We start from the raw sequence: 22,779 nt of genomic DNA, 5'->3' as shown, positions 1-22,779 counted from the left end.
CTCCAAACATGCCCCTTTTCAATCATCTTCATTATGATTCTTAATCGAGTAGGGCTTTTTGTTTAGAAAACACGAGAGATTTCAGCTACTATGAGAGAAAAGTAGGAGGGGGAATGAACAGGATGCGTCTAGAAGAACTTCAGACATTCATCACACTGGTCGACACGAATCACTTCACGGAAGCGGCCGAGAAACTCCACATCTCGCAACCGACTGTCAGCATCCACCTCAAGCGGCTCGAGGAGGACTTCAAGACGTCCTTGATCGAGCGCTCGACGTTCCGGCGCGGTGTCCATGTCACGCCGGCCGGCAAGCTCGTCTACAAACGGGCGAAGGAGATGCTGCAGCTCGTCGAACAGATGCATCAGGAACTTGACCTCTTGACGGAGCAGACGCGGGGGACGCTCCGGATCGGTGCGACGCATACGATCCACGAGGCACTCCTTGGCGGGATGCTCGCCAAGTTCCTGACCGCCTATCCGGACGCGACGATCGACGCGCGCATCCTCAATCAGGAACAGGTCGAGGAGGCGCTGCTCGACTTCGAACTCGACCTCGGGATGATCGAGGGGTCGGTCAGTTCGCCGCATCTCAAGACGCGGGCGTTCCTGACCGACCAGCTCGTCGTCGCCGGAGTGGGCGAGCCGGGTGACGCGACATGGATTTTACGGGAGGAGGGGTCCGCTTCGCGCGAAGTCGCGGAGGCGTGGCTTGTTGCGAACGACATCAAACCGAAGCGCGTCTTGACGGCGCATTCGAACCACCTCGTCAAGGAGCTCGTCGAACAGGGGATCGGCGTCGCCATGCTGTCGGAACGGCTCGTTTCGGATCTGATCAAGGACGGGCGTATTCCAGTCCGGCAAGCGGACGAACGGTACCGGCGGACGTTCCAGTTCGTCTGGCGCGACGGCGAACCGTCCCCGCTCGCCGCGAAGTGGATCGACCTTCAGACGTGAACACGAAAAAGCACGGCCGCCCGGGGGATGGGCGGCCGTGCTTGCGTATGTCAGTGTGCGTGTGCCGGTCTGTTGTGCTTACGGTTGCGGTTGTTCCACTGTTCTTTGATGAACGGGATCGCGTAGCGGTCGAGGCCGTAGCGGTAAGCGCCGTAGCCGACGAAGAGGAGAAGGACGGCTGCCATCAGGAGCATCGGGTTCGTGCTGACGGTACCAGCCATGAGGAAGCTCCAGTTCATCAGGATACCGGCGAGGAGTGCAGGGACCGTCGCAAGACCGAAGATGAGTCCGAGGCCGACGAGCACTTCACCGACGGGGACGAGGAAGTTGAACAGGCCGACGTTCGGGAGCGCGAAGTTTTCAAGGAATGCTGCGTACCAGCCTTGGACTGCCGGGAACTCGCCAGTCGCTTTTCCGATTGCACCGTGCAGGAATCCTGTCGCGTCGAATCCGTCGACGAGTTTGTGCCAACCTGCCTCAATCCACTGGACGCCGAGCCAGACCCGAAGCGCCGTCCAGATGATGCTTGCTGTTTGTCCTTGCCACCATTTCGTGTTCATTGTGAACATCTCCTTTTATGATTTTGTGAATGATTTCACTTACTTTCTACACTCTTATCATACTGGATGATCCTGTAAGTGGCAATACGTTTGTGAAGATAATCACAAAAACGTCACAAACTCCCTTCTGTATACGTTTGGGGGTATTTCGTGATACGCTCAAAGTCAGAATGAACCAGTGAAAGGAAGACGGAACATGACTACTGTACTTGGCATCAAACACAACAGACGGCAGTTCTTTCTGCTCGTCCTGATCAACCTGTTCGTCGGTTCGATGGTCGGGCTCGAACGGACAATCCTGCCGATCCTCGGCGAGGAGAGCTTCGGCATCGCCTCGACGAGTGCCGCGCTCTCGTTCATCGCAAGCTTCGGCTTCTCGAAGGCGCTGATCAACTTCGTCGCCGGCAATCTCGCTGACCGGTTCGGCCGCAAGCAGGTACTGCTCGCCGGATGGGGCGTCGGCCTGTTCGTCCCGGTCCTCGTGATTGCGGCGGACGCATGGTGGGTGATCGTCTTCGCGAACGTCCTGCTCGGGATCAACCAAGCGTTGACCTGGTCGATGACGGTCAACATGAAGATCGACCTCGCCAGCGCGAAGGAGCGGGGGCTCGCCGTCGGACTGAACGAGTTCGCCGGCTACATCGGCGTCGCCTTGATGGCGCTCGTCTCGGGTTACGTCGCGAGCAGCTATTCGCTGCGCCCGGAGCCGTTCTATCTCGGTCTCGGGATCGCCGTGCTAGGCCTCGCGCTGTCGTTTGCCGTCAAGGACACGGGCGAACACTTGTCGCTTCAGGCGAAAGGGCAGGAGAAGGAAGGCGTCAAGCCGAAGGAAGTCTTCTGGCGGACGACCTGGAGTGACAAGACGCTGTCGAGCCTCAGTTTCGCCGGACTCGCGACGAATTTGAAGGACGGGATGGCGTGGGGGCTGTTCCCGATCTATTTCGCCTCGAAAGGGCTGACGGTCGGCCAGATCGGCGTCCTCGTCGCCGTCTATCCCGCCGCCTGGGGATTCTTCCAGCTGTTCACGGGCGGTTACAGTGACCGGATCGGGCGGAAGAAGCTGATCGTCAGCGGGATGGTGCTGCAGGCGCTTGCGCTCTGGTGGATCCTGCTCGTCGACGGCTATGCGCTCTGGCTGGTCGGCGCGGTCCTGCTCGGCATCGGGACGGCGCTCGTCTACCCGACGCTGATCGCGGCGATCAGCGACGTCGCACACCCGGAGTGGCGTGCCTCGTCGATGGGGACGTACCGGTTCTGGCGCGACAGCGGCTATGCGTTCGGCGCCTTGCTCGCAGGGGTCATCGCGGACGCGCTCGACGTCGCGAGCGCCGTCGGCTATGTCGCGTTCCTGCCGCTCCTCGCCGGTGTGATCGCACTCGTCCGGATGAAGGAGACGCTCGACCTTGGAAAATGATTGATGGGGGAATTACTAGATGATAATGAAGGAACATGAAATGAAAATCGACCGGGAACGCCTCCAGCGGCGGACGCTCTTCGTCGTCGTCCTGTCGCAGATCTTCGGCGGGGCGGGCCTTGCGTCCGGCGTGACGGTCGGGGCGCTCCTCGCGCAGGAGATGCTCGGGACGGACCGGTTCGCCGGGCTTCCGGTCGCCTTGTTTACGTTTGGCTCAGCCGGAGCGGCGCTCGTCGTCGGCCGTCTGTCGCAGCGGTTCGGCCGCAGGACAGGACTTGCTGCCGGCTTCCTGACCGGCGGGATCGGCGCGTTAGGCGTCGTCCTTGCCGCGGTCATCGGCAACATCCCGCTGCTGCTCGTCTCCCTGCTCGTCTATGGTGCCGGGACGGCGACGAACTTGCAGGCCCGGTACGCCGGGACCGACCTCGCCTTGCCGGACAAACGGGCGACGGCCGTCAGCATCGCGCTCGTCATGACGACGTTCGGTGCGGTACTCGGTCCGAACCTCGTCGGGGTGATGGGGGACGTCGCGACACGTATCGGCATTCCGGCGCTCGCCGGTCCGTTCCTGCTCGCAGCGGGCGCATTTCTTGCGGCAGGACTCGTCCTGCTCATATTGCTCCGTCCGGATCCGTTGCTCGTCGCAAGACGGCTGCACGCGGAGGCGGAAACGGCGGCGCAAGACCAGCCGGAAGAGACGCACGACCGGCGCGGTGTCTTCGCCGGCGCCTTCCTGATGGTCATGACGCAGCTCGTCATGGTCGCCGTCATGACGATGACCCCGGTCCATATGCGTCACCACGGCCATGGGCTCGAAGACGTCGGGATGGTGATCGGCCTCCACATCGGAGCGATGTACCTGCCGTCGCTCGTCACCGGTGTCCTCGTCGACAAGCTCGGCCGGACGAAGATGGCGATCGCGGCCGGTGTAACGCTGTTCGCCTCGGGACTCGTCGCGGCCTTCGCGCCGGGCGACGGGATGATCGGCATCGCCGCCGCGTTGATCCTGCTCGGAATCGGCTGGAACTTTGGCTTGATCAGCGGGACGGCCATCCTGATCGACGCGACGACGACCGAGACGCGGGCGAAGACGCAAGGGCAGGCTGACGTGTTGATCGCCTTGTCCGGCGCCTCGGGCGGTGTCTTGTCTGGGATGATCGTCGCGGGGACGAGTTATGCGGCTCTCGCTATCGGTGGAGGCGTGCTTGCGCTCCTCCTGATCCCGTTCGTCGTGCGAAAATCAGGAGGAGCGGAACAAAGGGGGACGGCATGATGAAGGAATGGCATGGCGCGGCTGCGCTCTGTTTCAATGAGGAAGATGAGGTGCTGATGATCCGGGGGAGCGGCCACCACTGGGCGTTGCCGTCCGGCGGAATCGAACCGGGCGAGACGGCGGAACGGGCTTGCGTCCGCGAGGTGAAGGAAGAGACGGGTTATGACGTCGAGATCGTCGAGCATCTCTTCGTCAAGGAAGCGGTCAGCGAAGGGTTCGACGTCAAGACACACTACTTCCGGGTCGCGCCGACCGGAACGCGGACAGGCATCGCCGACCCGGACGGTGAGATTCTCGAGGCGGCATGGAAGAAGCTCGCGAAACTCGATGAACTCGTACATATGTATCCGGAGGATGTCGAGACGATTCACCGTTACAGCCGCAAAGGAACGAAATGATCAATCGGGTGTCGTTTCCGAGTCGGGGCGGCACTTTTTGTTTGACGCAAAACAGGGAATCGGAGGGAAGAAGGAAAAGGGGGAGAGACGATGGCAGGTGATAATGCGAAACGGTTCCTTGCGACGTTCAACCGGATCGAGGCGTTTCTAGGCCGGGAGAACAGTTCGCACCGGGGTTTCATGGAAATGGTCGAGGGTCAGAAGCGGCACAACTCCGTCTTGCGGCGGCATGAGGCGGCGCTCCGGCGCTTCTCGCAGCTGCGCAACGCGATCGTCCACTACCAGTTCGACGTCGAGGTGTTCATCGCGGAACCCCATGACGAGACGGTCGCGGAAATCGAACGGATCCATGACGAGCTCGTCCATCCGCCGCGGATCGAGCGCCTGCTGAAGACGGTCGACGTCGTCCGCGAGAGCGATTCGCTCGTCGCGCTGCTCAAGCTGCTCGACGACAAGAACTACTCGCAGTTCCCGGTCATCGGGGAGGACCGGCGCTTCCTCGGACTCGTCACGACGAACGGGATCGCGAACTGGTTCGCCCGCAACGCGTCGGATGCGGTCGGTTTGAAGGGGGTGCGCGTCGCGGACGTCCTGCGTCATGAGGAGAAGCGCGGGCACTACGCGTTCGTCAGCCGGAAGGCGTCGCTGTACGAGGCGCGCGACCTGTTCCTGACGTCGCTTGCGCGCGGACGCCAGCTGAACGCCGTCTTCGTCACGGAGAACGGGAAGGAAGGCGAGAAACTGCTCGGGATCCTGACGAGCTGGGACGTATTGTCGTTGACGGAGCAGGAACCGAAGGAGCGGGGCAAGACGGGTGAAACCCAGTCCTGACAGTGAACTCACTGCGTCAGCAGATTGACCGCGATCATGCCGAACAATAACGTGCCGGCGTAGGTCAGGACGACGGTCTGAGGATGGACGTTCTTCGCAAGATTTCGAAACAGGAACTGCTCGATCAAAAAGCAGAGCAGCAACAGAAGCATCAAAAGACCGACTGATTGAATCGTGCTCAGACGGAAGCGGTATTCAAGGACCAATGTCAGGCAGATGCTGACGAAAGACAAGAGTGACGTAAGAAATCGGTTTAGCGGCATCCGGTTCACCTTTCTGTTTTCAGGCGTGTCTAGTTTGATTTCGACAGATTAGATTCCATGACCTGTCATTCGCTTGTCGATTCCATCCTAGGAAGGAGCATTCACATGAAACTGTTACTGACTTCAGCCGGCATCAAGAACGAAAGCATTCGCGAGGCGCTCATCGAGATGCTCGGCAAGCCAATCGCCGAATCGGATGCCCTCTGCATCTCGACGTCGAGCTACGCCAATCCGGGCGGTCCGCAGCGCGCTTTTGAATTCTACAATGGACAAGGGGAGACCCCGATGGTCGAACTGGGCTGGAAGTCCGTCGGGGTGCTCGAACTGACCGCCCTGCCGAGCGTCGGGGAGGACATCTGGCTGCCTTGGCTCGAGGCGGCAGACGTCCTGCTCGTCAACGGCGGCGACCCGCTCTACCTCAACTATTGGATGAAACAATCGGGTCTCGCAAGACATCTGCCGTCGCTCGACATCGTCTACGTCGGTCTCAGTGCCGGCAGCATGGTGATGACGCCAAGGATCGGCGAGTTCTTCGTCGGCTGGACGCCGCCCGAGGACACGGCGGACAAGACGCTCGGTCTGGTCGATTTTTCGATCTTTCCGCACCTCGAGCATGAGATGCTGCCGCACAACACGCTCGCGAACGCCGAGAAATGGGCGGCGGACCTGGCGGCGGAAGCCTATGCGATCGATGATGAGACGGCCATCCAGGTGATCGACGGAGAGGTTCGGGTCGTCTCGGAAGGGGAATGGAAGCACTTCTCATAACAAGGAGAAGACCATGGAGGACTTATGGAACGGTAGCACCATCGAAAACGCGAATGAATAATATCAGATATAGTTTGTAACACGATTGTGCCAGAATCACTTCTATTTTGCATGACGCACCAAGAAATCGGCAGCAACCTAGTGAGACAAAGTCATTTTCATGTGCGATCGAGCAAGGTTAATTCGTCGTGAAGAAGTATGAAGTGAAAGAGCCACTTCATAAGACTGATTTCGTATATTGTTCACCTCGGCTCATATCCAGAACGAAAATCCTCAATAGAAGAATGCGATAAATACATTTTAAGGATTTAGATGGAAAATGAAAATTATAAAAGGTAAAATAGTAATATAATAGAAATTAAGGATATGGATTTTCATCTCAAGGGAGGGGAAAGTATGTCTAACGTTTCAACTTTCAGGAATTATCTACAGCAACAAAATATGTACATGGAAGAAATTCAAGAGGATAATGGTGGTTGCTTTTTTAGAACTAGGCAAGATTTTGACAATGGCGGATCTGTCGTATTAGTGGTTTCTTTTAATGAAAATGAAGATTTGATTGATTTGCAGGCCTTCGGTATTGCTAATATAAATAATCCTTTAAAAAAGGAAACGGTACATCATCTGATCAACGAGTTGAACGTAACATATAGATTCACAAAGTTTATCGAAGTAGAGGGAAGTGTATCTGCACAATATTCATATAGTGTAGAGCAAGGTGAACTAGATCCGGCATTTTTGATGGATTCTCTACTGATGTTATTTAATTCTGCAAAAGATGCGTATCCTAAGTTTATGAAATTACAGTGGGCTTAAGAAGACAGCGGCTAACTCTGAAATAGGGTTAGCCGCTTTTGTCTTCAAGCCGTTGAAAAAAGCCATCTATCCAAATAGAAGCACCTTCTTAAATAAAAGGAAGGTATTCACTTCTCACGTCTGATCCTTCGTCAAATAGGTCTTGAGGGCAGGGGCCTGGTACGTTGCGAACCGCTCGAGCAGACGCGCAGCATCCGTGTCGAAAAGGGCGATCTCGCCGTGCTCCTTCGCCATGAACCCTTGCGTCTGCATGCCGTCGAACAACGCCTCGAGCGCGTCGTAGTAACCGCCGACGTTCAGGATGCCGCACGGCTTCTCGTGCAAGCCGAGCTGGGCCCACGTGAACACCTCGAACAGTTCCTCCATCGTCCCGGGACCGCCGGGCAGGGCGATGAAGCCGTCCGCGAGCTCCGTCATCTTCGCTTTTCGCTCATGCATCGACTCGACGAGGATGAGCTCGGTCAAGTTCGGATGGGCGATTTCCCGCTCCTCGAGGAACGTCGGCAGGACGCCGATCGCCTGACCGCCGTGCGCGAGCACGCTGTCGGCGAGCATCCCCATCGTCCCGACGCGCGAGCCGCCATAGACGAGCGTCAGGCCGCGCTTCGCGAGTTCTTTGCCCAAGCGTTCCGCCGCCTCACGGTAGACGGGCGTCGCGCCTTCCTTCGAGCCGCAGAAGACGGCGATCTTCTTCATCGGCCGTCACCGATCACGCCGAGCACTTCGACCTCGACGCGGGCGCCTTTTGGCAGTTCCTTGACGGCGACGCACGAGCGGGCCGGATGGTGCGTATCGAAGTAGCTGCCATACGCCGCGTTGAACTCCGCGAAGTCGTCCATGCTCGTCAGGTAGCAGGTCGTCTTGACGACGTCCTCCTTCGTGATGCCGGCTGCGTCAAGCACGGCCTGGATGTTCCGCATGACCTGGTTCGTCTCGTCCGTGATCGAACCTGCGACGAGTTCGCCGGTTGTAGGGTCGATCGGGATCTGGCCGGACGCATAGAGCATCCCATTCGTGATGAAGCCTTGCGAGTAAGGGCCGATCGCGGCCGGAGCGTTAGTCGTGTCGATTTTTTTGAAGTGTGTCATCGATTTTTCCTCCTTGGTTGCCGATTTAACCCTCGTATAAATTGTTAGAGGTATCGTCATTTTGGACGTGCTATCACTTCCTAAGTATAGGATAATTCTGGTATGAACGAAAACCATACATAGGAGGCGTTTTTCATGCCAGTCTACAATAAATTAGTCCGTGATAACATTCCGGTCATCATCGCGAAAACAGGGAAGGAAGCCCATTTCCGGACACTCGGGGAATCGGAGTTCCTGCTCGAGGCGAAGAAGAAGCTGCACGAGGAGCTTGCGGAGTACGAGCAGGCGAATACGGACGAGGAAGCGGTCGAGGAACTCGCTGATCTGCTCGAATTGATTCACGCCCTCGCGAAGCAGCACGGGGCGACGGTCGAACAGCTCGAGAACGTCAGGAGCGAAAAAGCCGTGAAGCGCGGCGGCTTCAACGAGGCGCTGTTCCTTGTCGAGGTCGCGGAATGATTCCGGCGATCAAACTGACGACGCATCGCCTGTATGATTCCCTGATCGAAGCGATTCAAGGGGCGGATGAAATCTATGTCGTCGTCGCGTTCGCCCAGAAGTCAGGTGTCGACTTGCTCTATCCCGCATTGCAGGCGGCGGTCGAGCGCGGGGCGGACATCCATTTCCTGATCGGGGATTACCTGCACATCACGGATCCGGATGCGCTCGAGAAACTGCTCGGACTGGATGGCCTCTCCGTCCGCTTTTATCGTTCTGGCGGCCGTTCATTCCATCCGAAGGCCTATCTGTTCCGGAACAAGGAGACGGGTCTAAGCATCATCGGCTCGTCGAACATCTCGGACAGCGCGCTGCGGAGCGGTGTCGAATGGAACGTCCATCTGCCGCGGACAGTCGCACCGGACGTGCTTGACGAGGCAATCGATGCCTTCATGGACCTCTATTTGAGCGAAAACGCGCAGGACCTGAATGAGATCGTTCTGGCTGACTACCGCTCGCGGTACGAGGCACGAGCCATCGTCGCGGAGCCGGACGTGGACTACGTAGTCAGCCCGGAACCGGTCGAGGAGATTTTGCCGCACGGCGTCCAGGAAGCAGCGCTTGAGGCGCTGCGCGAGACGCTCGAGGAAGGGCGCAAGCGGGCACTCGTCGTCCTGGCGACGGGACTCGGCAAGACGTACCTTAGTGCGTTCCTCGCCCGTGATTTCGGGCGGGTGCTGTTCCTTGCGCACCGAAGAGAAATTCTCGAACAGGCCGACCGGTCATTCCGGAAGGTCGAACCTTCCTGGCAGACCTCGTTTTACATCGGAGCGGAGCGGACGGTCGATGAGGGGACGAAGGCGGTCTTTGGTTCGGTCCAGACGCTTGCGCAACGGCAGCATCTCGAACGCTTTCCGAGCGATTACTTCGATTTGATCGTCGTCGATGAGTTCCACCATGCGGCGGCGGCCAGCTATCGGCGTGTCATCGACCATTTCACGCCGCGCTTCCTGCTTGGTCTGACGGCGACGCCGGACCGGATGGACGGGGCGGACGTCTATGCGATTTGCGACAACAACGTCGCCTATCAGATGCACTTCACGGCGGCGATCGAGGAAGGTTTCCTCGCACCGTTCCACTATTTCGGCATCTATGACCTGATCGACTACAAACAGATTCGGAGAATCGGTCGACGCTATGACGCGACCCAGCTCGAACACGCACAGATCGACCAGCAGGTGACAGAGAACATCTATGAGGCGTGGCATGAGCACCGGCAGACGAAGACGATCGCCTTCTGTTCCTCCGTCCGTCAGGCGGAATATCTAGCCGAGCATTTCACGCGAAAAGGCCACGAGTCCGTCGCTTTGACAGGGAAGACGCTGAACCGGCATGTGCTCATCGATCAGTTCGAAAACGGATCGCTCGACATCGTGTTCACGGTCGACCTGTTCAACGAAGGGGTCGATATCCCGAAGACCGATACACTGTTGTTCTGCCGTCCGACGGAATCGATCGCCGTCTACGTCCAGCAGATCGGTCGGGGACTGCGCCTTGCTTCCGGCAAGACGCACTGCGTCATCATCGATTTGATCGGGAACTATCAGAACGTCGAGACGAAGCTGAAGCTGCTTGGCGAACCGATAGCGAAATTGAAGCGCGGGGCGACGGAACCGATCACCTCGCCGAAAGGGTGTGCCGTTCATTTCGATGTCGAGGCGATGGACGTGATTCGCAGGATGAGGCAACCGAATCAGCGCAAGTATCGTCTCCTTGAGAATTACGAACAGTTGAAGACGGACCTCGGGCGGAGGCCGTCCTATGTCGAAATCGGACGGCTCAGTACGGTCCCGTCAGTCGGCTACCGGCAGGAATGGGGCTCCTATATCGGCTTCCTTGAGACACAAGGGGAATTGACGCAGGAGGAGGTTGACCTGTTCGAGGCGAACCGTGGACTTCTTGAGGTAATCGAGAAGACGGTCATGACCCGCAGTTACAAGATGGTGGTGCTGCTCGCGATGCTCGAACGCAGTGAGCGCTGGGCAGAACCAATCATGGCGCAGGAGGTCGCCCCTTTCTTTTACGCTTACCTGCATGCGGAGCGTTACCGGAAGGAGAAGGATGCGATGACTTCAAAAAACCTGCAAGGAGACTTCGATTCCCGCAAGGTCGAGAAACTCCTGCACGATCAGCCATTCCCGCGTTTTGGGAAGCCATTTCTTTTTGAAAAAGACGTGCTAACTATAGAAGGATATTGCAATTTGGAGCATCCGACTCTGTACAGATGGGTTAAAGATATTGTTATTCATCGCCTGGATGACTATTTTTCATGCAAGATGAAAGAGTAAAATTAGTACGATAACATTTTAATATACATTAAATATGAATTTAAGAGAGGCGCTTATTGTTCAACTAAAATCTGAATTGTTTTTTAGTATGGAATACTAAAAAGGTATTATAGTACTCAAATAACTAGTGACGGCGCTTTTAATGAATTTAATTTGAAAGTATTAGATTCTCGTAGATTTAAATTTTCTGTTTTTTATTTCTCTTTTGATTACACTTGGATGAATCTAATATCAGTGTTGATTCGTTCTAAGAGTTTAAGATTATTAAAGTGTTCCTAAAATATATTAAATGATTGAAAGTGAGAAAAAAATAGGGTATGCTGCTGTTGGATATAATGTTATTAAAATTTAGTACGTGTGGGAAAGGATTTATGATTAGGATGCAAAAAAAATATCAGTTACTTGATTTATTTTCAGGAGCAGGTGGATTAAGTAACGGTTTTGAGCAAACAGGTCGGTTTGCTATCGTTGGGGCTGTTGAGATTAATACTGCGGCCCAAAAGACGTATATTAGAAATCATTTAAATGAAGAAGTAATTTTAAAAGACATGGAATCTGGGACTAGTGATATTACAAAGATTAATTTTACAGATTTAAATCTTGATTCTGAAAAAACGATTATTGTTGGGGGACCTCCATGCCAAGGTTTTTCTAATGCTAATCGACAAAAGAATTATTTGATATCGGGGAATAATCAACTTGTTAAGGAGTATGTCAGAGCAATACGCGACATTAAGCCAGCCGCCTTTTTAATGGAGAACGTTAAGTCCATTAACTCCTCCGTACATAAATTTTTTGTCACAAAATATGTAGAAAAAGATTTAAATGATTTTAGTTCTAAAATACACTTAGATTCGATTGTAAATAAAAATGAAACCCTTTACGAACTAGATACTTTAAATCTAATGTCCTCTACAAGTGAAAGCTTAAAAAATATACTTAAGAATTTTTTATGCTTATCAGATGTTCCAAGACCTATTATTACCAATCCAGTATTAATAACCAGACTCCGGACAATAGAACGTAAAATCATGAAAAAAGATGAAATTAAATTAAAGAAAAAAGAAAAGAATGAAATAAAACAAATCATAGATATGGTTTCAAGTAGTATTGAAATGAAAAAATATGCAAGAAAAATTCAAGAATGTTCGGTAACAAATTTTTTGTTAATTATACAAGACCAACAAATAGATGAGCATGCTTACAATGAAATTAAGGACTTCATTGATTTGAATAGATTTTTAACCCGCTGTCAAGAATTAAAAGACGAAAATATTGATTGCAATACTCTACATTTAAAGGAAGGCATAGAATTTGAAGTTAATATTAATGTTTATTCCTACAATGTAGTTATGTACTTAAAGAAACTATTTGCATACTACGGATATTCCATTGATAGTAAAGTACTGGATGCATCATGTTTCGGAGTCCCTCAGCGACGTAAAAGATTCATGATGCTTGGAATTCGAAATAATGATATAAATGTTTGCTTACCTGATTCGAATGATTCGAAAGTTTTTTCAGTGCGAGATGCAATCGGTGATTTAGAATTTATAGCTCCTCAAAAAAAAATCGAATCATATGATGCTAATACTTATAAACCTTATGAAAAAAAAGGAGAGTTGCTTGAATATTACCGTGAAAATATGAAGGAAACAGAGATTTTTGATCATATTAACACCAACACTTCTAAGCTTATTCAAGAAAGATACAATAAAATGTTGGAAACAGATGGCAAAAACTTCCATAGCCTACCTGAGTATTTAAAAGAAACTTACAGCGATGCATCAAGAACTCAAAATACTGTATATTTAAGGTTGAATTATAATGAACCATCACCCACTGTTATTAATGTTAGAAAGTCTATGTGGCAACATCCTCAAGAGGCAAGAGCTATTAGTATTAGAGAGGCTGCACGTTTACAATCTTTCCAAGACAAATTTATTTTTGAGGGAAAGAAAGACGAAAGATATCAACAAGTAGGGAATGCTGTTCCTCCTTTGATGGCAAAGGCTGTAGCTGAAAGAATGCTTGAATATTTAGATAGACAACATTCAACCAATTGATCTATTAGTCTGTTAGAAAAACTACTTTCATTATTTTTGTCGGCTTACAATGTTAAAAATACAAGCTATATTTAATTATGAAAATTATTACCTGAAGTGCCGCAATGAGAAAGAAAAGGTGTTCGTCTTGCAAAGATTGCAGGAATGAACACCTTTTCTCATATCTTTCAAATTTCGAGTTTGTCAATAAGGAGAAGTCACTTTATATCACATCTCAATGTCTTCAAGGAAAGTCAGTTTGTAGGAGCTCTTAGGTTATTAAAGTTTGTATAATTTGAGCATTAAAGAAGAGATATTTGAGTTCATACTGAAAAAGTAACTCACGTAAAATTAAAGTCAATTAGAAAGAAGTAGTCGAAATTATTAAATTCAGAAAAATTGACTATGATTACCATATATTTTGTCATAATTTTAAGTGATTCACGATGTAAAGAAAAATAACTATGTTTAAAAACATATGGTATAATATCGAGAAAAACGATGTATAAAATGTAATTAAAAGTAAAATGATGGCTGGTGATATTGGTGAATGAGATAGTACGACCAAACCTAAGCAACTTTATCAAATCGCTCAGGGATGTGGGTTATGACTTTCAAATAGCTTTAGCAGATATTATTGATAATAGCATTGCGGCTGATGCCAAAAAAATCTCTATTGAGACTGAAATAGAGCCTAGTATGAAATTAGGAATATTAGATGACGGTTCTGGAATGGATAAATTAGAACTGATTGAAGCTATGCGTCTAGGGAGTAAAGACCCTTCTTCTGAGAGAGAAAACAAAGATTTAGGTCGTTTTGGACTGGGACTTAAAACTGCTTCTTTTTCTCAATGTAAACGTTTGACAACAATCACAAAAAAGAACGGTCAGATAAATGCTAGAAGGTGGGATTTATCTTTAATTGAGAAAGAAAACGAATGGATTCTAATTGAACCGAATTTAGAAGAATTTGAAAGTTACAATCTTTATCAGAGATTAGAGAAGCAAGATAAAGGGACATTGATAATTTGGGAAGAAATTGATGGAATTAGTACTGATGAATATTACGAATCATTGGATTTATTACGGAGACATTTGTCACTCGTCTTCCATAGATTCTTGGAAGGAAGCATAGTCGGTAGAAAATTCTCACTCGACTTAAATAACAATGTAATTAAACCATTTAATCCATTTAATGAAAGCAATATGGCGACTCAAATATTACCGAAACAAATAATAATATTGGACAAAAAAAAGATAAATATTACTCCTTATATTTTGCCACATCATAGTAAATTAAGCCCATCAGATTATCAAAAATATGCAACCGATGAGGGATATACTAAATCGCAAGGCTTTTATTTGTATAGAGGAGGTAGGTTGTTGATTCATGGTACGTGGTGGGGATTAAATAAACTTTCTGATGCTCATAGGTTGGTAAGGATAAAAGTCGATATCACAAATGATCAAGATACTTTTTGGAATATTGATGTTAAGAAGTCTACAGCTAATCCGAACACTATTATAAAGAATGAATTGAAAAAAATTATGAATCAAGTTTTGAATAGAGGAGAGAGAACATATACTAAACGAGCAACCATAATAGAGGACAAAACGATATTTCCATTTTGGGATATATTTCATGGGAAGGAAGAAATAATTTTTAAAATTAATCGTGAACACCCTGTACTCTATCAATTAAAGCAAAATCTCAATGAACAACTTTACTTAATACTGAATACATATCTTAAAGGCGTAGAAGCCTATTTACCGATTTCGTCAATACAAGCTCATATGCTAACCGACCCTCATAAAATAAATCAGCTCAAATTAATTTCTTCAGAAGAGAAACAAGATTTATTTTCGATTTTATTAAGTTTAGATTTGTCTAAAGAACAACTAGAGCAATTATTAAAAACAGAAATATTCAAAGATGTGAAAGGGTGATTAAAATGGAAAAAAATGTCTATCAAGTAATCAAAAAACAGGTGGAAAATGCTTTGGCGACAGAGAAGAAACCGCTAGCGGAGGGACAAATAAATTTAGTAATCGATAAATGTAAAGATCTTGTATCGAACAAACAGGTTCTTCAATTTCTTTTTACGACTAACGGAATCGAAAATTTTGACGGCAGTGAACAACTGGATGAAATGCAATGGAGCAGAATGATAAGAGAACTGGAAACCGAGTATGATGTCGAGTCTAAAGTCGGAATTGTAGTGACAGGTGATCGGCAAAAAGAACGAGACAATACATGGTGGTCCTCTAAGAAGAAGGTCGAACAAGAGAATTACTATTCTGAGAGATATAAAAAATATATGGGTGAAAACCTCCCAGCTGATGTACTAAAAAGTATTGACGAGGACACTGATGTAATAATGAATCATATTGGCAACCCTGAGGAAGATCAATTTGAGAGATATGGAATGGTGGTGGGACACGTACAGTCGGGAAAGACAGGGAACTATTCTTCACTTGTCTGTAAAGCAGCCGATGCTGGGTACAAATTTATCGTTGTGATAGCTGGTGCAATGAATAATTTAAGAAATCAAACGCAGGAAAGGCTTAATTATTCATTTATAGGCAGGGACTTATATGAAAGAGTAGGTGTTGGTAATCAATCTAAGTACAGAGAAGATAAGCGGCCCATAAGCTTAACTTCTAAAACAAAAGATTTTAATAAAAGAGATGCAGACAGTAACTCTCAAGGGATTAGCCTGGATACCATTTCTAGTCCGGTTATTGTAGTCATAAAGAAAAATACTAAGACGCTCGATAACGTGATTTCATGGATCAATACGCATTATTCGCAAGGTGTAGTAAATCACGCCATGTTGTTAATCGATGATGAATCTGATTACGCGTCCATCAATACAAAAGAAGAGGAAGATCCTACCAAAATAAACGAAAAAATTCGTGCATTACTAAAACTTTTTAGAAAGAGTTCTTATGTTGCTTATACAGCAACACCTTATGCCAATATATTTATTGATCACCGAACAGATACTAAAAATCTAGGAAAAGACTTGTTTCCTGAAGACTTTATATATGCACTGAATGCACCTAGTAATTACTTAGGTGCGGAAAAAATTTATTTGGATCCTCAAAAAAAACACTTTTGTGAAATTGATGATTCCGCAGATTTGATACCATCTAAACACAAAAAAGACTATGAAGTAGATAGTCTACCTGAAAGTCTGGAAGATGCCATAAGATTATTTATACTTAACGTAGCCATTAGGCACTTAAGGGATCAAGAAAATCAACATAACAGTATGCTCATCCATGCGTCAAGGTTTACAGCTGTACATCAAAGTATAGCAAAGACAGTAAATAAATATTATGAATTGATAAGACAACATTTAACTGTTGACGGAAATAAAGAGAACGTTGAAGTTCAAAATAAGCAAATACAAAAAATCAAAGATACTTTTGATAAGCATTACACAGGAAAAATTGAATTTGATTGGAAAACTATACTTTTTAAAGTCACAGAAATCATAGGGAAGATTCAAATTTATGAAGTTCATAAGGACACTAAAGTAAAATTAGAATACCGTAAGGACTTCGCTAGCAATGTAATTGTTATTGGTGGAACAAGTTTATCTAGAGGCTATACTCTTGAGGGGCTGTCAGTTAGTTATTTTCTTCGAAACACAATTTTTTATGATACTTTAATGCAAATGGGAAGATGGTTTGGATACAGACCTGGGTATGAAGATTTGTGTAAGGTATATATGAACAAAGAAACATTCGATAATTTTAGAACTATTACAGAGGCAACTTTAGATTTGGTAGACGATTTGAAGGAGATGAGCAGACAGGAAATGACTCCAAGAGATTTTGGTTTGGCAGTTAAACAACATCCTGATAGCGGTCTCCAAGTCACAGCCAGAAATAAGTTAAAAAATTCTGGAAGCATAGATTTTGAAATGAAGTTAGATGGACACTTGAAAGAAACATCATGGATTTTGAAAGATAGGGATGTTAATGAGAACAACACATTGATAATTAAAAATACAATAAAATACCTTAATGAAGAACATGAGCAAAAGAAAGAACGATATTGGACAAATATCAGTAGAGATACAGTCGGAAAATTTTTGGATGAATTCAAAATTTACGAGCAGGATTTAGATGATTTCGGGATGAGGTCAAAATTACCAATCAAGTTCATTAGAAAGTATATTGACCAGGTGGATACAGAATGGGACGTCGCTTTATATTCGGGTAACAGTGATCAACCTTTATTGATTGAGGGGGTTAATGGATATTATCAAGAAAGAAAAGTTACCGATAGAGGAAGTTTTTACGAAGTCGAGCATCGACAAGTTTCATCTGGGAACGCAGAATTTATTACTTTAGATAAAGAACAAATTTTAGAAATTAAAAAGAAGAAAGAAGAGAACACCCAAAAAAGAAAGGCGCAAAAAGATGAGGGTATAAAAGATTTAATTACAGAGTTTTCTGTTCGTAAAGCAGTAAGGCAATCGATGGACAGACCTCTCCTGATGCTACACTTAATTAGCGCACAGGTTAAGGGGAGCAATCGAACTGAGAATTTAGCTGCATTTGGAATAAGTTTTCCTGGGGGAATTCAAAGTAGTTACGGAAATGTGAAGCTACAAGTGAACACAGTCTATATTCAATCGATGATGGAAGAGGAGGAAGGTGATGATTTTTAATCCGTGGAACGAAATGGCCTTTGGGAGTCAAAGAAGGGCTACTATTGTACATGACATATTTTGGATCAGGGAAGAGTTGAAAGGGAATTATGCAATAAAATTTTCTTTGAGTAACAAACATAAAGAAGCCTTTAATATAGAAGATATAAAATTAAAAAACATCGAAATAATTAAGAAAGAAAATCAATCGGGATCTATCGAATGGTTTTTGTTGTTAAAAGAATCTAGCGAAAGTGATCTTTTTTCAAGACTATGTCAAGACTTGATTGATTCTACACAAGAAACTCCAGATGAAAAATCCATGATCATTATTGTGGTGAATCGCTTGAAGCGCTGGCAGAAGTTCTTAGAGAATAATAAAGATTATAAATTGGCTGTCGAAGTTCAAATGGGCTTGTTCTCAGAATTACATGCACTTTTGTACAGCGTTGCTAGAGAAAAATCAATGAAAGATAGTATATATACTTGGGTGGGGCCAGAAGCAGATAAACAAGATTTTATCTTCAAAGATAGTGTACTGGAAGTGAAGTCTCATCGATCAACTAAAAAAGACATTATCTCCATATCTAGTCCCCACCAACTCTATACTGTAAAAGAATATTTAACTTTAATGGTATATGCACTAGGAATGGATGAAGAGGGTCAAACCGTTGCCGATTTGATCGCACTTATAAAAGAACGTTTGATTCTTGAAAGGAACCAAGAAGAAATTAAAACACTTGAATCTAAAATTGAAAAATATGGATATTTTGAAATATTTCATCAAGAGAATTTAACAAGATTCAGAGTAGATAGAATTACTTTTTATGAAGTGAACGATGCATTCCCTAAAGTTCAAATAAACCATATACCTAACGAGATAAGTAATTTAAAATATCAAATTGATTTATCACAGTGCAGAGATTTTGTCATGAAGGACCCCTTTAGGATTTTAGGAGAAAGAAGTGAACTGAATTGACTACTTTGAAAGAGTTTCACGAAGACTTTTTACAGACCACACTTTCTGTTGCGGAAAGTAGAGGGTTACTAAATCCTCAAGCGTTTTTTGAGCAAGTTTGTGAAGAGTTGGTGAGCACAGGGGAACTATCTGTAAATTACACCGAGGCGGACATCAGGTTGTTAACAGGAAGACAGCCAATCGAAGCCTATGGGTTTGATTTTGATGAAGAAAGAAAAATATTGTCTGTTCTTACACATGAGTACTTTCAGGATAATGAAATTACAACATTAACCCTTGGAACTATCGATAAGAAAATGACGAGACTGTATAACTTTATCGTAAAAAGTTTTGAGGGACTGTATAAAAAATTAGAAGAAACCTCCCCTGCTTATAGCATGTCATATAATATTTACAGAAAATTTCAATCAGGCGATATTAACAGGGTAAAAATGTTTTTGCTAACGGACGGATTAATAAGTAAAAACTTCATAAAAACAAATGATTTTTCAAATAGTGATTTTGAATTTGAAACAAGAATTATTGATATTGAATACTTATACAAAAATTATAGTACTAAAAATGCAGATAGCTCTTTTGAAATTGAAACTAAAATCCCCTATTTAAAAATTCCTACGGATTCTCAAGTTTATACGTCTTATCTAACTTATTTGAATGGTGATCAATTGTATGAAATTTATGATAAGTTTGGGCAACGGTTGCTTGAACAAAATGTTCGTACATTTTTACAATTTAGAGGGAATGTAAATAAGGGTATCAAAAATACCATCACCGGTGCCCCTACTGATTTTTTTGCCTTTAATAATGGAATTACAGCAACTGCCTCGGAAGTTGAGATTGAACAAGGAATGATCGTTAGGCTTCACAACTTTCAAATTGTAAATGGCGGGCAAACTACCTCTTCAATATATGCTGCAAAAAAAAATGAAAAATTAGACATTAGTCAAGTAGTTGTACAGATGAAGCTCTCTGTAATTGATGGGGGAGACACTCATTCAGAATTTGTTTCTAAAGTTGCAGAATATGCTAACACGCAAAATAAAGTGAATAAATCGGACTTCTTCTCAAATAGTCCATTCCATAAAGATATGAAAAATTATTCTACAAGAATATGGGTAAACCCACAAAATGGTAGCCAAAAAATGACTAGATGGTATTATGAGCGCGTTAGAGGAGAATTTTTAAATGAACAACTGTATTTGACGAAATCAAAACAAAAACAATTTTTGATTGAAAATCCGAAACATCAGCTTATAGACAAAACTTTTTTGTCAAAAAGTGAAAACGCATGGCTTCAAAAACCCTATATAGTTAGTAGGGGAGCACAATATTGCTTTGGAGATTTTGCCAATTATGTTTCTGGGTTATTAGAAAAAAACAAGATGGCGATTACCGAGAATTTTTATAAAGATGCAATTTCAAGAATCATTTTATTTAGAACTGTTGAAAAAATGACATCTAACGCAGAGTGGTACACTGGAGGTTACAGAGCTCAAACGGTTGCATATTCGATTTCCTATCTATCTTATTGGATTAAGAAAATGAGACAGTACTTCAATTTTAATCCTATATGGGAAGAGCAATTTGTAGACGGTACTCTGTATAAGGAAATTGAAAAAATTGCACAAGCAGTTCATGAAAATATTATTACTCCCCCTGTAGGTCATTCGAATGTTTCTCAGTGGTGTAAAAGAGAAGCATGCTGGGAAGAAATCAAAAAAATGAATCTAGATTTGGACATTCCCGCAAAATTTTTGAAAGAAAAAGAAGAAGTGTTATATGAAAAAAAGGAAGAAAAGGTTCAAAAAAAAATGGATTCTGGAATAGAAAAACAAACTTTTGTCATTGAATTAGGTAAAGAGAAATGGTTCCAAATCTTTGAATACTGTAGTAAACCTGAAAATAGAAGGGGCTTATCTTCCTTTGGCCTCAATTCTCTAACTAAAGTATCTAAAGAAGATTACTACCTTCCTTCAGAAGCTCAATGTAAGGAGTTGTTCTCGATTTACGAAAGAGTAGTATTGGAAGAAGGATTAATACTTAAATGATGCTTAAATAAAGTGGTTGCAAGTAAAAAAATTACAGCTTATATCTCCGCTTGCATTTTTCTGTTCTATACTAAGCTCATCAAACAGCCAAATACCACGTTATGTATTTAACTGGTAAATCATACAGGACCCGAAATCAACGAACACAGTAATTTGTATCGTCTGATTTAGGGTCTTTTTTTCGCATTTTGCATTACATAGCGATGCCTTTGAAACCGCTATATTAGAGAGGGCAGTTTTCCCCAATTAAGGATGTGCAGTTTTTACCCGAATCCGCTCGCTTCGAGTCTATACTCAACATGGTATAGATCATCGAAAGTGAGGACGACTGGAGTGGAAAAAATGAAACTGTACGTGGAAATGAAAGCCTTGCAGGACTTAGGCTTCTCCAAGAGCCGCATAGCGAAGAAAATGAATGTGTCCCGAGGACGCGTGAGCGCCTATCTCAAAATGGACTATGAGGAGTTCAAGGAGTTCGAGGCCGCCTTCGGGAACAGGAGGAAAAAGCTTGATCCCTATCGGGAGCAGATCCTCGGATGGCTGCAGGAACACCCTGACCTCTCAGGGGCACAGGTATTCGATTGGATACAAGAACGGCTCGCGATGACGGATGTGCAGGAGAACACCGTGAGGAACTACGTGAACGAGCTTCGAGAAACCTACCACATCCCGAAAGCCATACAACGGAGAGAATACAGCGCCGTCCCGGAGACCCGGATCGGGCAGCAGGCCCAGGTGGACTTCGGACAGACCGTGGCGAAGACGACGGGCGGAGAGTCCAGGCGTCTCTATTTCATCGCCTTCGTGCTCTCCCATTCCCGCTACAAGTACGTCGAGTGGCTCGACCGTCCCTTCCGGACGGCGGACATGGTCCAGTGCCACGAAAATGCCTTCCGGTATTTCGGTGGCATGCCCTCGGAGATGGTATACGACCAGGACGCGCTCCTGTCCGTCAGCGAGAACGCTGGCGATCTCGTCCTCACCTCCGCCTTCTCCCGTTATCATAAGACGCGCGGATTCAGCATCTATCTGTGCCGGAAGAGCGATCCGGAGTCCAAGGGGAAGGTCGAACAGGTCGTGAAGTTCGTCAAGAACAACTTCAGCAAGAACCGGGTCTTCAGTACGATCGCCGACTGGAACGGCGCCACGATCGCCTGGCTCGCCCGGACAGGCAACCATAAAGTACATCACAACACAAAAAAGAGACCCGTCGAGGTGCATGCCCTGGAAAAGCCACACCTACGACGAGTCTCTGGTACTTACATTTTTGAGAAAGTTCTCGAGTCCAGTATAACAAGGAACATCCAGAAGGACAACGTGATTCGCTATGACGGAAATCGTTACAGCGTCCCGAGAGGGACCTACCGGACAGGCGAACGGAACCAAGCCGTCGTCCGGATCGAAGGGGATCGTCTCTGCATCTGTCTCGAGGCGACCGGAGAGGTCCTCGCGCACCACGCGGTGGCGCGAGGTAAAGGCATCCTCGTCTCCGACCCGAGCCATCACGCCCGTGAAGCGACGCGCAAGGAGCGAATGGCGGCGGAGGTACGCGAAATCTTCTCCGACCGCGAGATGGCCGCCTGGTTCCTGGAGTCGCTTGAGGCGAAATATCCTCGGCACCTGATCGACCAGATGACGGTCGTCCTTCGGACCGCCACCCTCCATCCGCAGCACTGCGACGAGGCGTTGGCGGAGGTGAGACGCTTGAACCTCGTGAGCGGGAACGATTTCCGTGACATCGCCGTGCACCTGGCCACGGTCGCGGGCAAGAAGACCACGCTCCTCCCGCAAGTGAATGAGAAGTACAAGACGTTGAAAGCGCCGGAACGCAAGCAGGACGTCTATGTCGAACTCCTCAAGGGAGGGATGGTCCGATGAGCACCGATCTGT

At 46.7% G+C, this 22,779-nt stretch carries 19 protein-coding genes; 15 read left to right on the top strand and 4 right to left on the bottom strand.

The window, feature by feature from the left end:
- The first annotated feature begins 122 nt into the window (after positions 1 to 122).
- On the top strand, positions 123 to 956 hold the full coding sequence (locus DFG60_RS08125) for a LysR family transcriptional regulator (protein ID WP_198661567.1): 834 nt from the start codon (positions 123 to 125) through the stop codon (positions 954 to 956).
- Positions 957 to 1,006: 50 nt separating this feature from the next.
- On the opposite strand, the gene DFG60_RS08120 is transcribed toward DFG60_RS08125, so the two are convergent.
- On the bottom strand, positions 1,007 to 1,516 hold the full coding sequence (locus DFG60_RS08120; protein WP_114571259.1) for a DoxX family protein: 510 nt from the start codon (positions 1,514 to 1,516) through the stop codon (positions 1,007 to 1,009).
- Between the two features lie 196 nt (positions 1,517 to 1,712).
- On the opposite strand from DFG60_RS08120, the gene DFG60_RS08115 reads away from it, so the two are divergent.
- From DFG60_RS08115 to DFG60_RS08100, 4 genes are all read left to right on the top strand, one after another.
- The gene (locus DFG60_RS08115; protein WP_114571258.1) at positions 1,713 to 2,930 is read left to right on the top strand and encodes an MFS transporter; all 1,218 of its coding nucleotides are present in this window, start codon (positions 1,713 to 1,715) and stop codon (positions 2,928 to 2,930) included.
- Positions 2,931 to 2,949: 19 nt separating this feature from the next.
- Entirely contained in the window at positions 2,950 to 4,203 is a 1,254-nt protein-coding gene (locus tag DFG60_RS08110) for an MFS transporter (protein WP_114571257.1), read from the top strand.
- Positions 4,203 to 4,601: an NUDIX hydrolase gene (locus tag DFG60_RS08105; protein ID WP_157964507.1), complete on the top strand. Its 399-nt coding sequence runs from the start codon at positions 4,203 to 4,205 to the stop codon at positions 4,599 to 4,601. Before DFG60_RS08110 ends, DFG60_RS08105 begins: the two co-directional genes overlap by 1 nt.
- Before the next feature lie 90 nt (positions 4,602 to 4,691).
- Positions 4,692 to 5,432 (top strand): CBS domain-containing protein, encoded by a 741-nt coding sequence (locus DFG60_RS08100; protein ID WP_114571255.1) that lies wholly within the window; start codon positions 4,692 to 4,694, stop codon positions 5,430 to 5,432.
- An 8-nt stretch (positions 5,433 to 5,440) separates the two neighbouring features.
- Here DFG60_RS08100 and DFG60_RS08095 read toward each other — a convergent pair whose 3' ends face one another.
- Positions 5,441 to 5,695, bottom strand: coding sequence for a hypothetical protein (locus DFG60_RS08095; RefSeq protein WP_114571254.1), 255 nt, complete (start codon positions 5,693 to 5,695; stop codon positions 5,441 to 5,443).
- A gap of 105 nt (positions 5,696 to 5,800) precedes the next feature.
- Between DFG60_RS08095 and DFG60_RS08090 the strand changes: the two genes are divergently transcribed.
- Together DFG60_RS08090 and DFG60_RS08085 are read left to right on the top strand one after the other, a co-directional pair.
- On the top strand, positions 5,801 to 6,463 hold the full coding sequence (locus DFG60_RS08090; RefSeq protein ID WP_114571253.1) for a Type 1 glutamine amidotransferase-like domain-containing protein: 663 nt from the start codon (positions 5,801 to 5,803) through the stop codon (positions 6,461 to 6,463).
- A gap of 396 nt (positions 6,464 to 6,859) precedes the next feature.
- Positions 6,860 to 7,279, top strand: a complete 420-nt coding sequence (locus DFG60_RS08085; protein WP_157964506.1) for a YbjN domain-containing protein — start codon at positions 6,860 to 6,862, stop codon at positions 7,277 to 7,279.
- Positions 7,280 to 7,393: 114 nt separating this feature from the next.
- On the opposite strand, the gene DFG60_RS08080 is transcribed toward DFG60_RS08085, so the two are convergent.
- Together DFG60_RS08080 and DFG60_RS08075 are read right to left on the bottom strand one after the other, a co-directional pair.
- Positions 7,394 to 7,975: an LOG family protein gene (locus DFG60_RS08080; protein WP_114571251.1), complete on the bottom strand. Its 582-nt coding sequence runs from the start codon at positions 7,973 to 7,975 to the stop codon at positions 7,394 to 7,396.
- Positions 7,972 to 8,367, bottom strand: a complete 396-nt coding sequence (locus tag DFG60_RS08075; protein WP_114571250.1) for a RidA family protein — start codon at positions 8,365 to 8,367, stop codon at positions 7,972 to 7,974. The genes DFG60_RS08080 and DFG60_RS08075 overlap by 4 nt, the downstream gene beginning before the upstream one ends.
- A gap of 135 nt (positions 8,368 to 8,502) precedes the next feature.
- Here DFG60_RS08075 and DFG60_RS08070 point away from each other — a divergent pair, with 135 nt between their 5' ends.
- The 8 genes from DFG60_RS08070 to istA all read left to right on the top strand — a co-directional run bounded on the left by DFG60_RS08070 (position 8,503) and on the right by istA (position 22,767).
- Entirely contained in the window at positions 8,503 to 8,826 is a 324-nt protein-coding gene (locus tag DFG60_RS08070) for a nucleoside triphosphate pyrophosphohydrolase (RefSeq protein WP_114571249.1), read from the top strand.
- Positions 8,823 to 11,153, top strand: a complete 2,331-nt coding sequence (locus DFG60_RS08065; RefSeq protein WP_114571248.1) for a DEAD/DEAH box helicase family protein — start codon at positions 8,823 to 8,825, stop codon at positions 11,151 to 11,153. Before DFG60_RS08070 ends, DFG60_RS08065 begins: the two co-directional genes overlap by 4 nt.
- Before the next feature lie 380 nt (positions 11,154 to 11,533).
- Positions 11,534 to 13,219 (top strand): DNA cytosine methyltransferase, encoded by a 1,686-nt coding sequence (locus DFG60_RS08060; protein WP_232818673.1) that lies wholly within the window; start codon positions 11,534 to 11,536, stop codon positions 13,217 to 13,219.
- Between the two features lie 525 nt (positions 13,220 to 13,744).
- On the top strand, positions 13,745 to 15,145 hold the full coding sequence (locus tag DFG60_RS08055; RefSeq protein WP_232818672.1) for an ATP-binding protein: 1,401 nt from the start codon (positions 13,745 to 13,747) through the stop codon (positions 15,143 to 15,145).
- A gap of 5 nt (positions 15,146 to 15,150) precedes the next feature.
- Positions 15,151 to 17,883 carry a Z1 domain-containing protein gene (locus tag DFG60_RS08050; RefSeq protein ID WP_114571392.1) on the top strand — a complete coding sequence of 911 codons (2,733 nt, stop codon included), beginning with the start codon at positions 15,151 to 15,153 and terminating at the stop codon, positions 17,881 to 17,883.
- On the top strand, positions 17,873 to 18,841 hold the full coding sequence (locus DFG60_RS08045) for a PD-(D/E)XK motif protein (RefSeq protein WP_114571246.1): 969 nt from the start codon (positions 17,873 to 17,875) through the stop codon (positions 18,839 to 18,841). The genes DFG60_RS08050 and DFG60_RS08045 overlap by 11 nt, the downstream gene beginning before the upstream one ends.
- Positions 18,838 to 20,889, top strand: coding sequence for an AIPR family protein (locus DFG60_RS08040; RefSeq protein ID WP_114571245.1), 2,052 nt, complete (start codon positions 18,838 to 18,840; stop codon positions 20,887 to 20,889). Before DFG60_RS08045 ends, DFG60_RS08040 begins: the two co-directional genes overlap by 4 nt.
- Positions 20,890 to 21,231: 342 nt before the next feature.
- The gene (gene istA / locus DFG60_RS08035; RefSeq protein WP_114571244.1) at positions 21,232 to 22,767 is read left to right on the top strand and encodes an IS21 family transposase; all 1,536 of its coding nucleotides are present in this window, start codon (positions 21,232 to 21,234) and stop codon (positions 22,765 to 22,767) included.
- Positions 22,768 to 22,779: the final 12 nt, after the last annotated feature.

The organism is Exiguobacterium flavidum, assembly GCF_003344535.1.
GTDB lineage: Bacteria > Bacillota > Bacilli > Exiguobacteriales > Exiguobacteriaceae > Exiguobacterium_A > Exiguobacterium_A flavidum.
This window is presented reverse-complemented; position numbering and strand designations above follow the sequence as displayed.

What these genes read in the sequence shown, in the direction of transcription:
- DFG60_RS08125 (WP_198661567.1), top strand. Translation starts at nt 123, where the DNA reads ATGCGTCTAGAAGAACTTCAGACATTCATCACACTGGTCGACACGAAT.
- DFG60_RS08120 (WP_114571259.1), bottom strand. Translation starts at nt 1,516, where the DNA reads ATGAACACGAAATGGTGGCAAGGACAAACAGCAAGCATCATCTGGACG.
- DFG60_RS08115 (WP_114571258.1), top strand. Translation starts at nt 1,713, where the DNA reads ATGACTACTGTACTTGGCATCAAACACAACAGACGGCAGTTCTTTCTG.
- DFG60_RS08110 (WP_114571257.1), top strand. Translation starts at nt 2,950, where the DNA reads ATGATAATGAAGGAACATGAAATGAAAATCGACCGGGAACGCCTCCAG.
- DFG60_RS08105 (WP_157964507.1), top strand. Translation starts at nt 4,203, where the DNA reads ATGAAGGAATGGCATGGCGCGGCTGCGCTCTGTTTCAATGAGGAAGAT.
- DFG60_RS08100 (WP_114571255.1), top strand. Translation starts at nt 4,692, where the DNA reads ATGGCAGGTGATAATGCGAAACGGTTCCTTGCGACGTTCAACCGGATC.
- DFG60_RS08095 (WP_114571254.1), bottom strand. Translation starts at nt 5,695, where the DNA reads ATGCCGCTAAACCGATTTCTTACGTCACTCTTGTCTTTCGTCAGCATC.
- DFG60_RS08090 (WP_114571253.1), top strand. Translation starts at nt 5,801, where the DNA reads ATGAAACTGTTACTGACTTCAGCCGGCATCAAGAACGAAAGCATTCGC.
- DFG60_RS08085 (WP_157964506.1), top strand. Translation starts at nt 6,860, where the DNA reads ATGTCTAACGTTTCAACTTTCAGGAATTATCTACAGCAACAAAATATG.
- DFG60_RS08080 (WP_114571251.1), bottom strand. Translation starts at nt 7,975, where the DNA reads ATGAAGAAGATCGCCGTCTTCTGCGGCTCGAAGGAAGGCGCGACGCCC.
- DFG60_RS08075 (WP_114571250.1), bottom strand. Translation starts at nt 8,367, where the DNA reads ATGACACACTTCAAAAAAATCGACACGACTAACGCTCCGGCCGCGATC.
- DFG60_RS08070 (WP_114571249.1), top strand. Translation starts at nt 8,503, where the DNA reads ATGCCAGTCTACAATAAATTAGTCCGTGATAACATTCCGGTCATCATC.
- DFG60_RS08065 (WP_114571248.1), top strand. Translation starts at nt 8,823, where the DNA reads ATGATTCCGGCGATCAAACTGACGACGCATCGCCTGTATGATTCCCTG.
- DFG60_RS08060 (WP_232818673.1), top strand. Translation starts at nt 11,534, where the DNA reads ATGCAAAAAAAATATCAGTTACTTGATTTATTTTCAGGAGCAGGTGGA.
- DFG60_RS08050 (WP_114571392.1), top strand. Translation starts at nt 15,151, where the DNA reads ATGGAAAAAAATGTCTATCAAGTAATCAAAAAACAGGTGGAAAATGCT.
- DFG60_RS08045 (WP_114571246.1), top strand. Translation starts at nt 17,873, where the DNA reads ATGATTTTTAATCCGTGGAACGAAATGGCCTTTGGGAGTCAAAGAAGG.
- istA (WP_114571244.1), top strand. Translation starts at nt 21,232, where the DNA reads ATGAAACTGTACGTGGAAATGAAAGCCTTGCAGGACTTAGGCTTCTCC.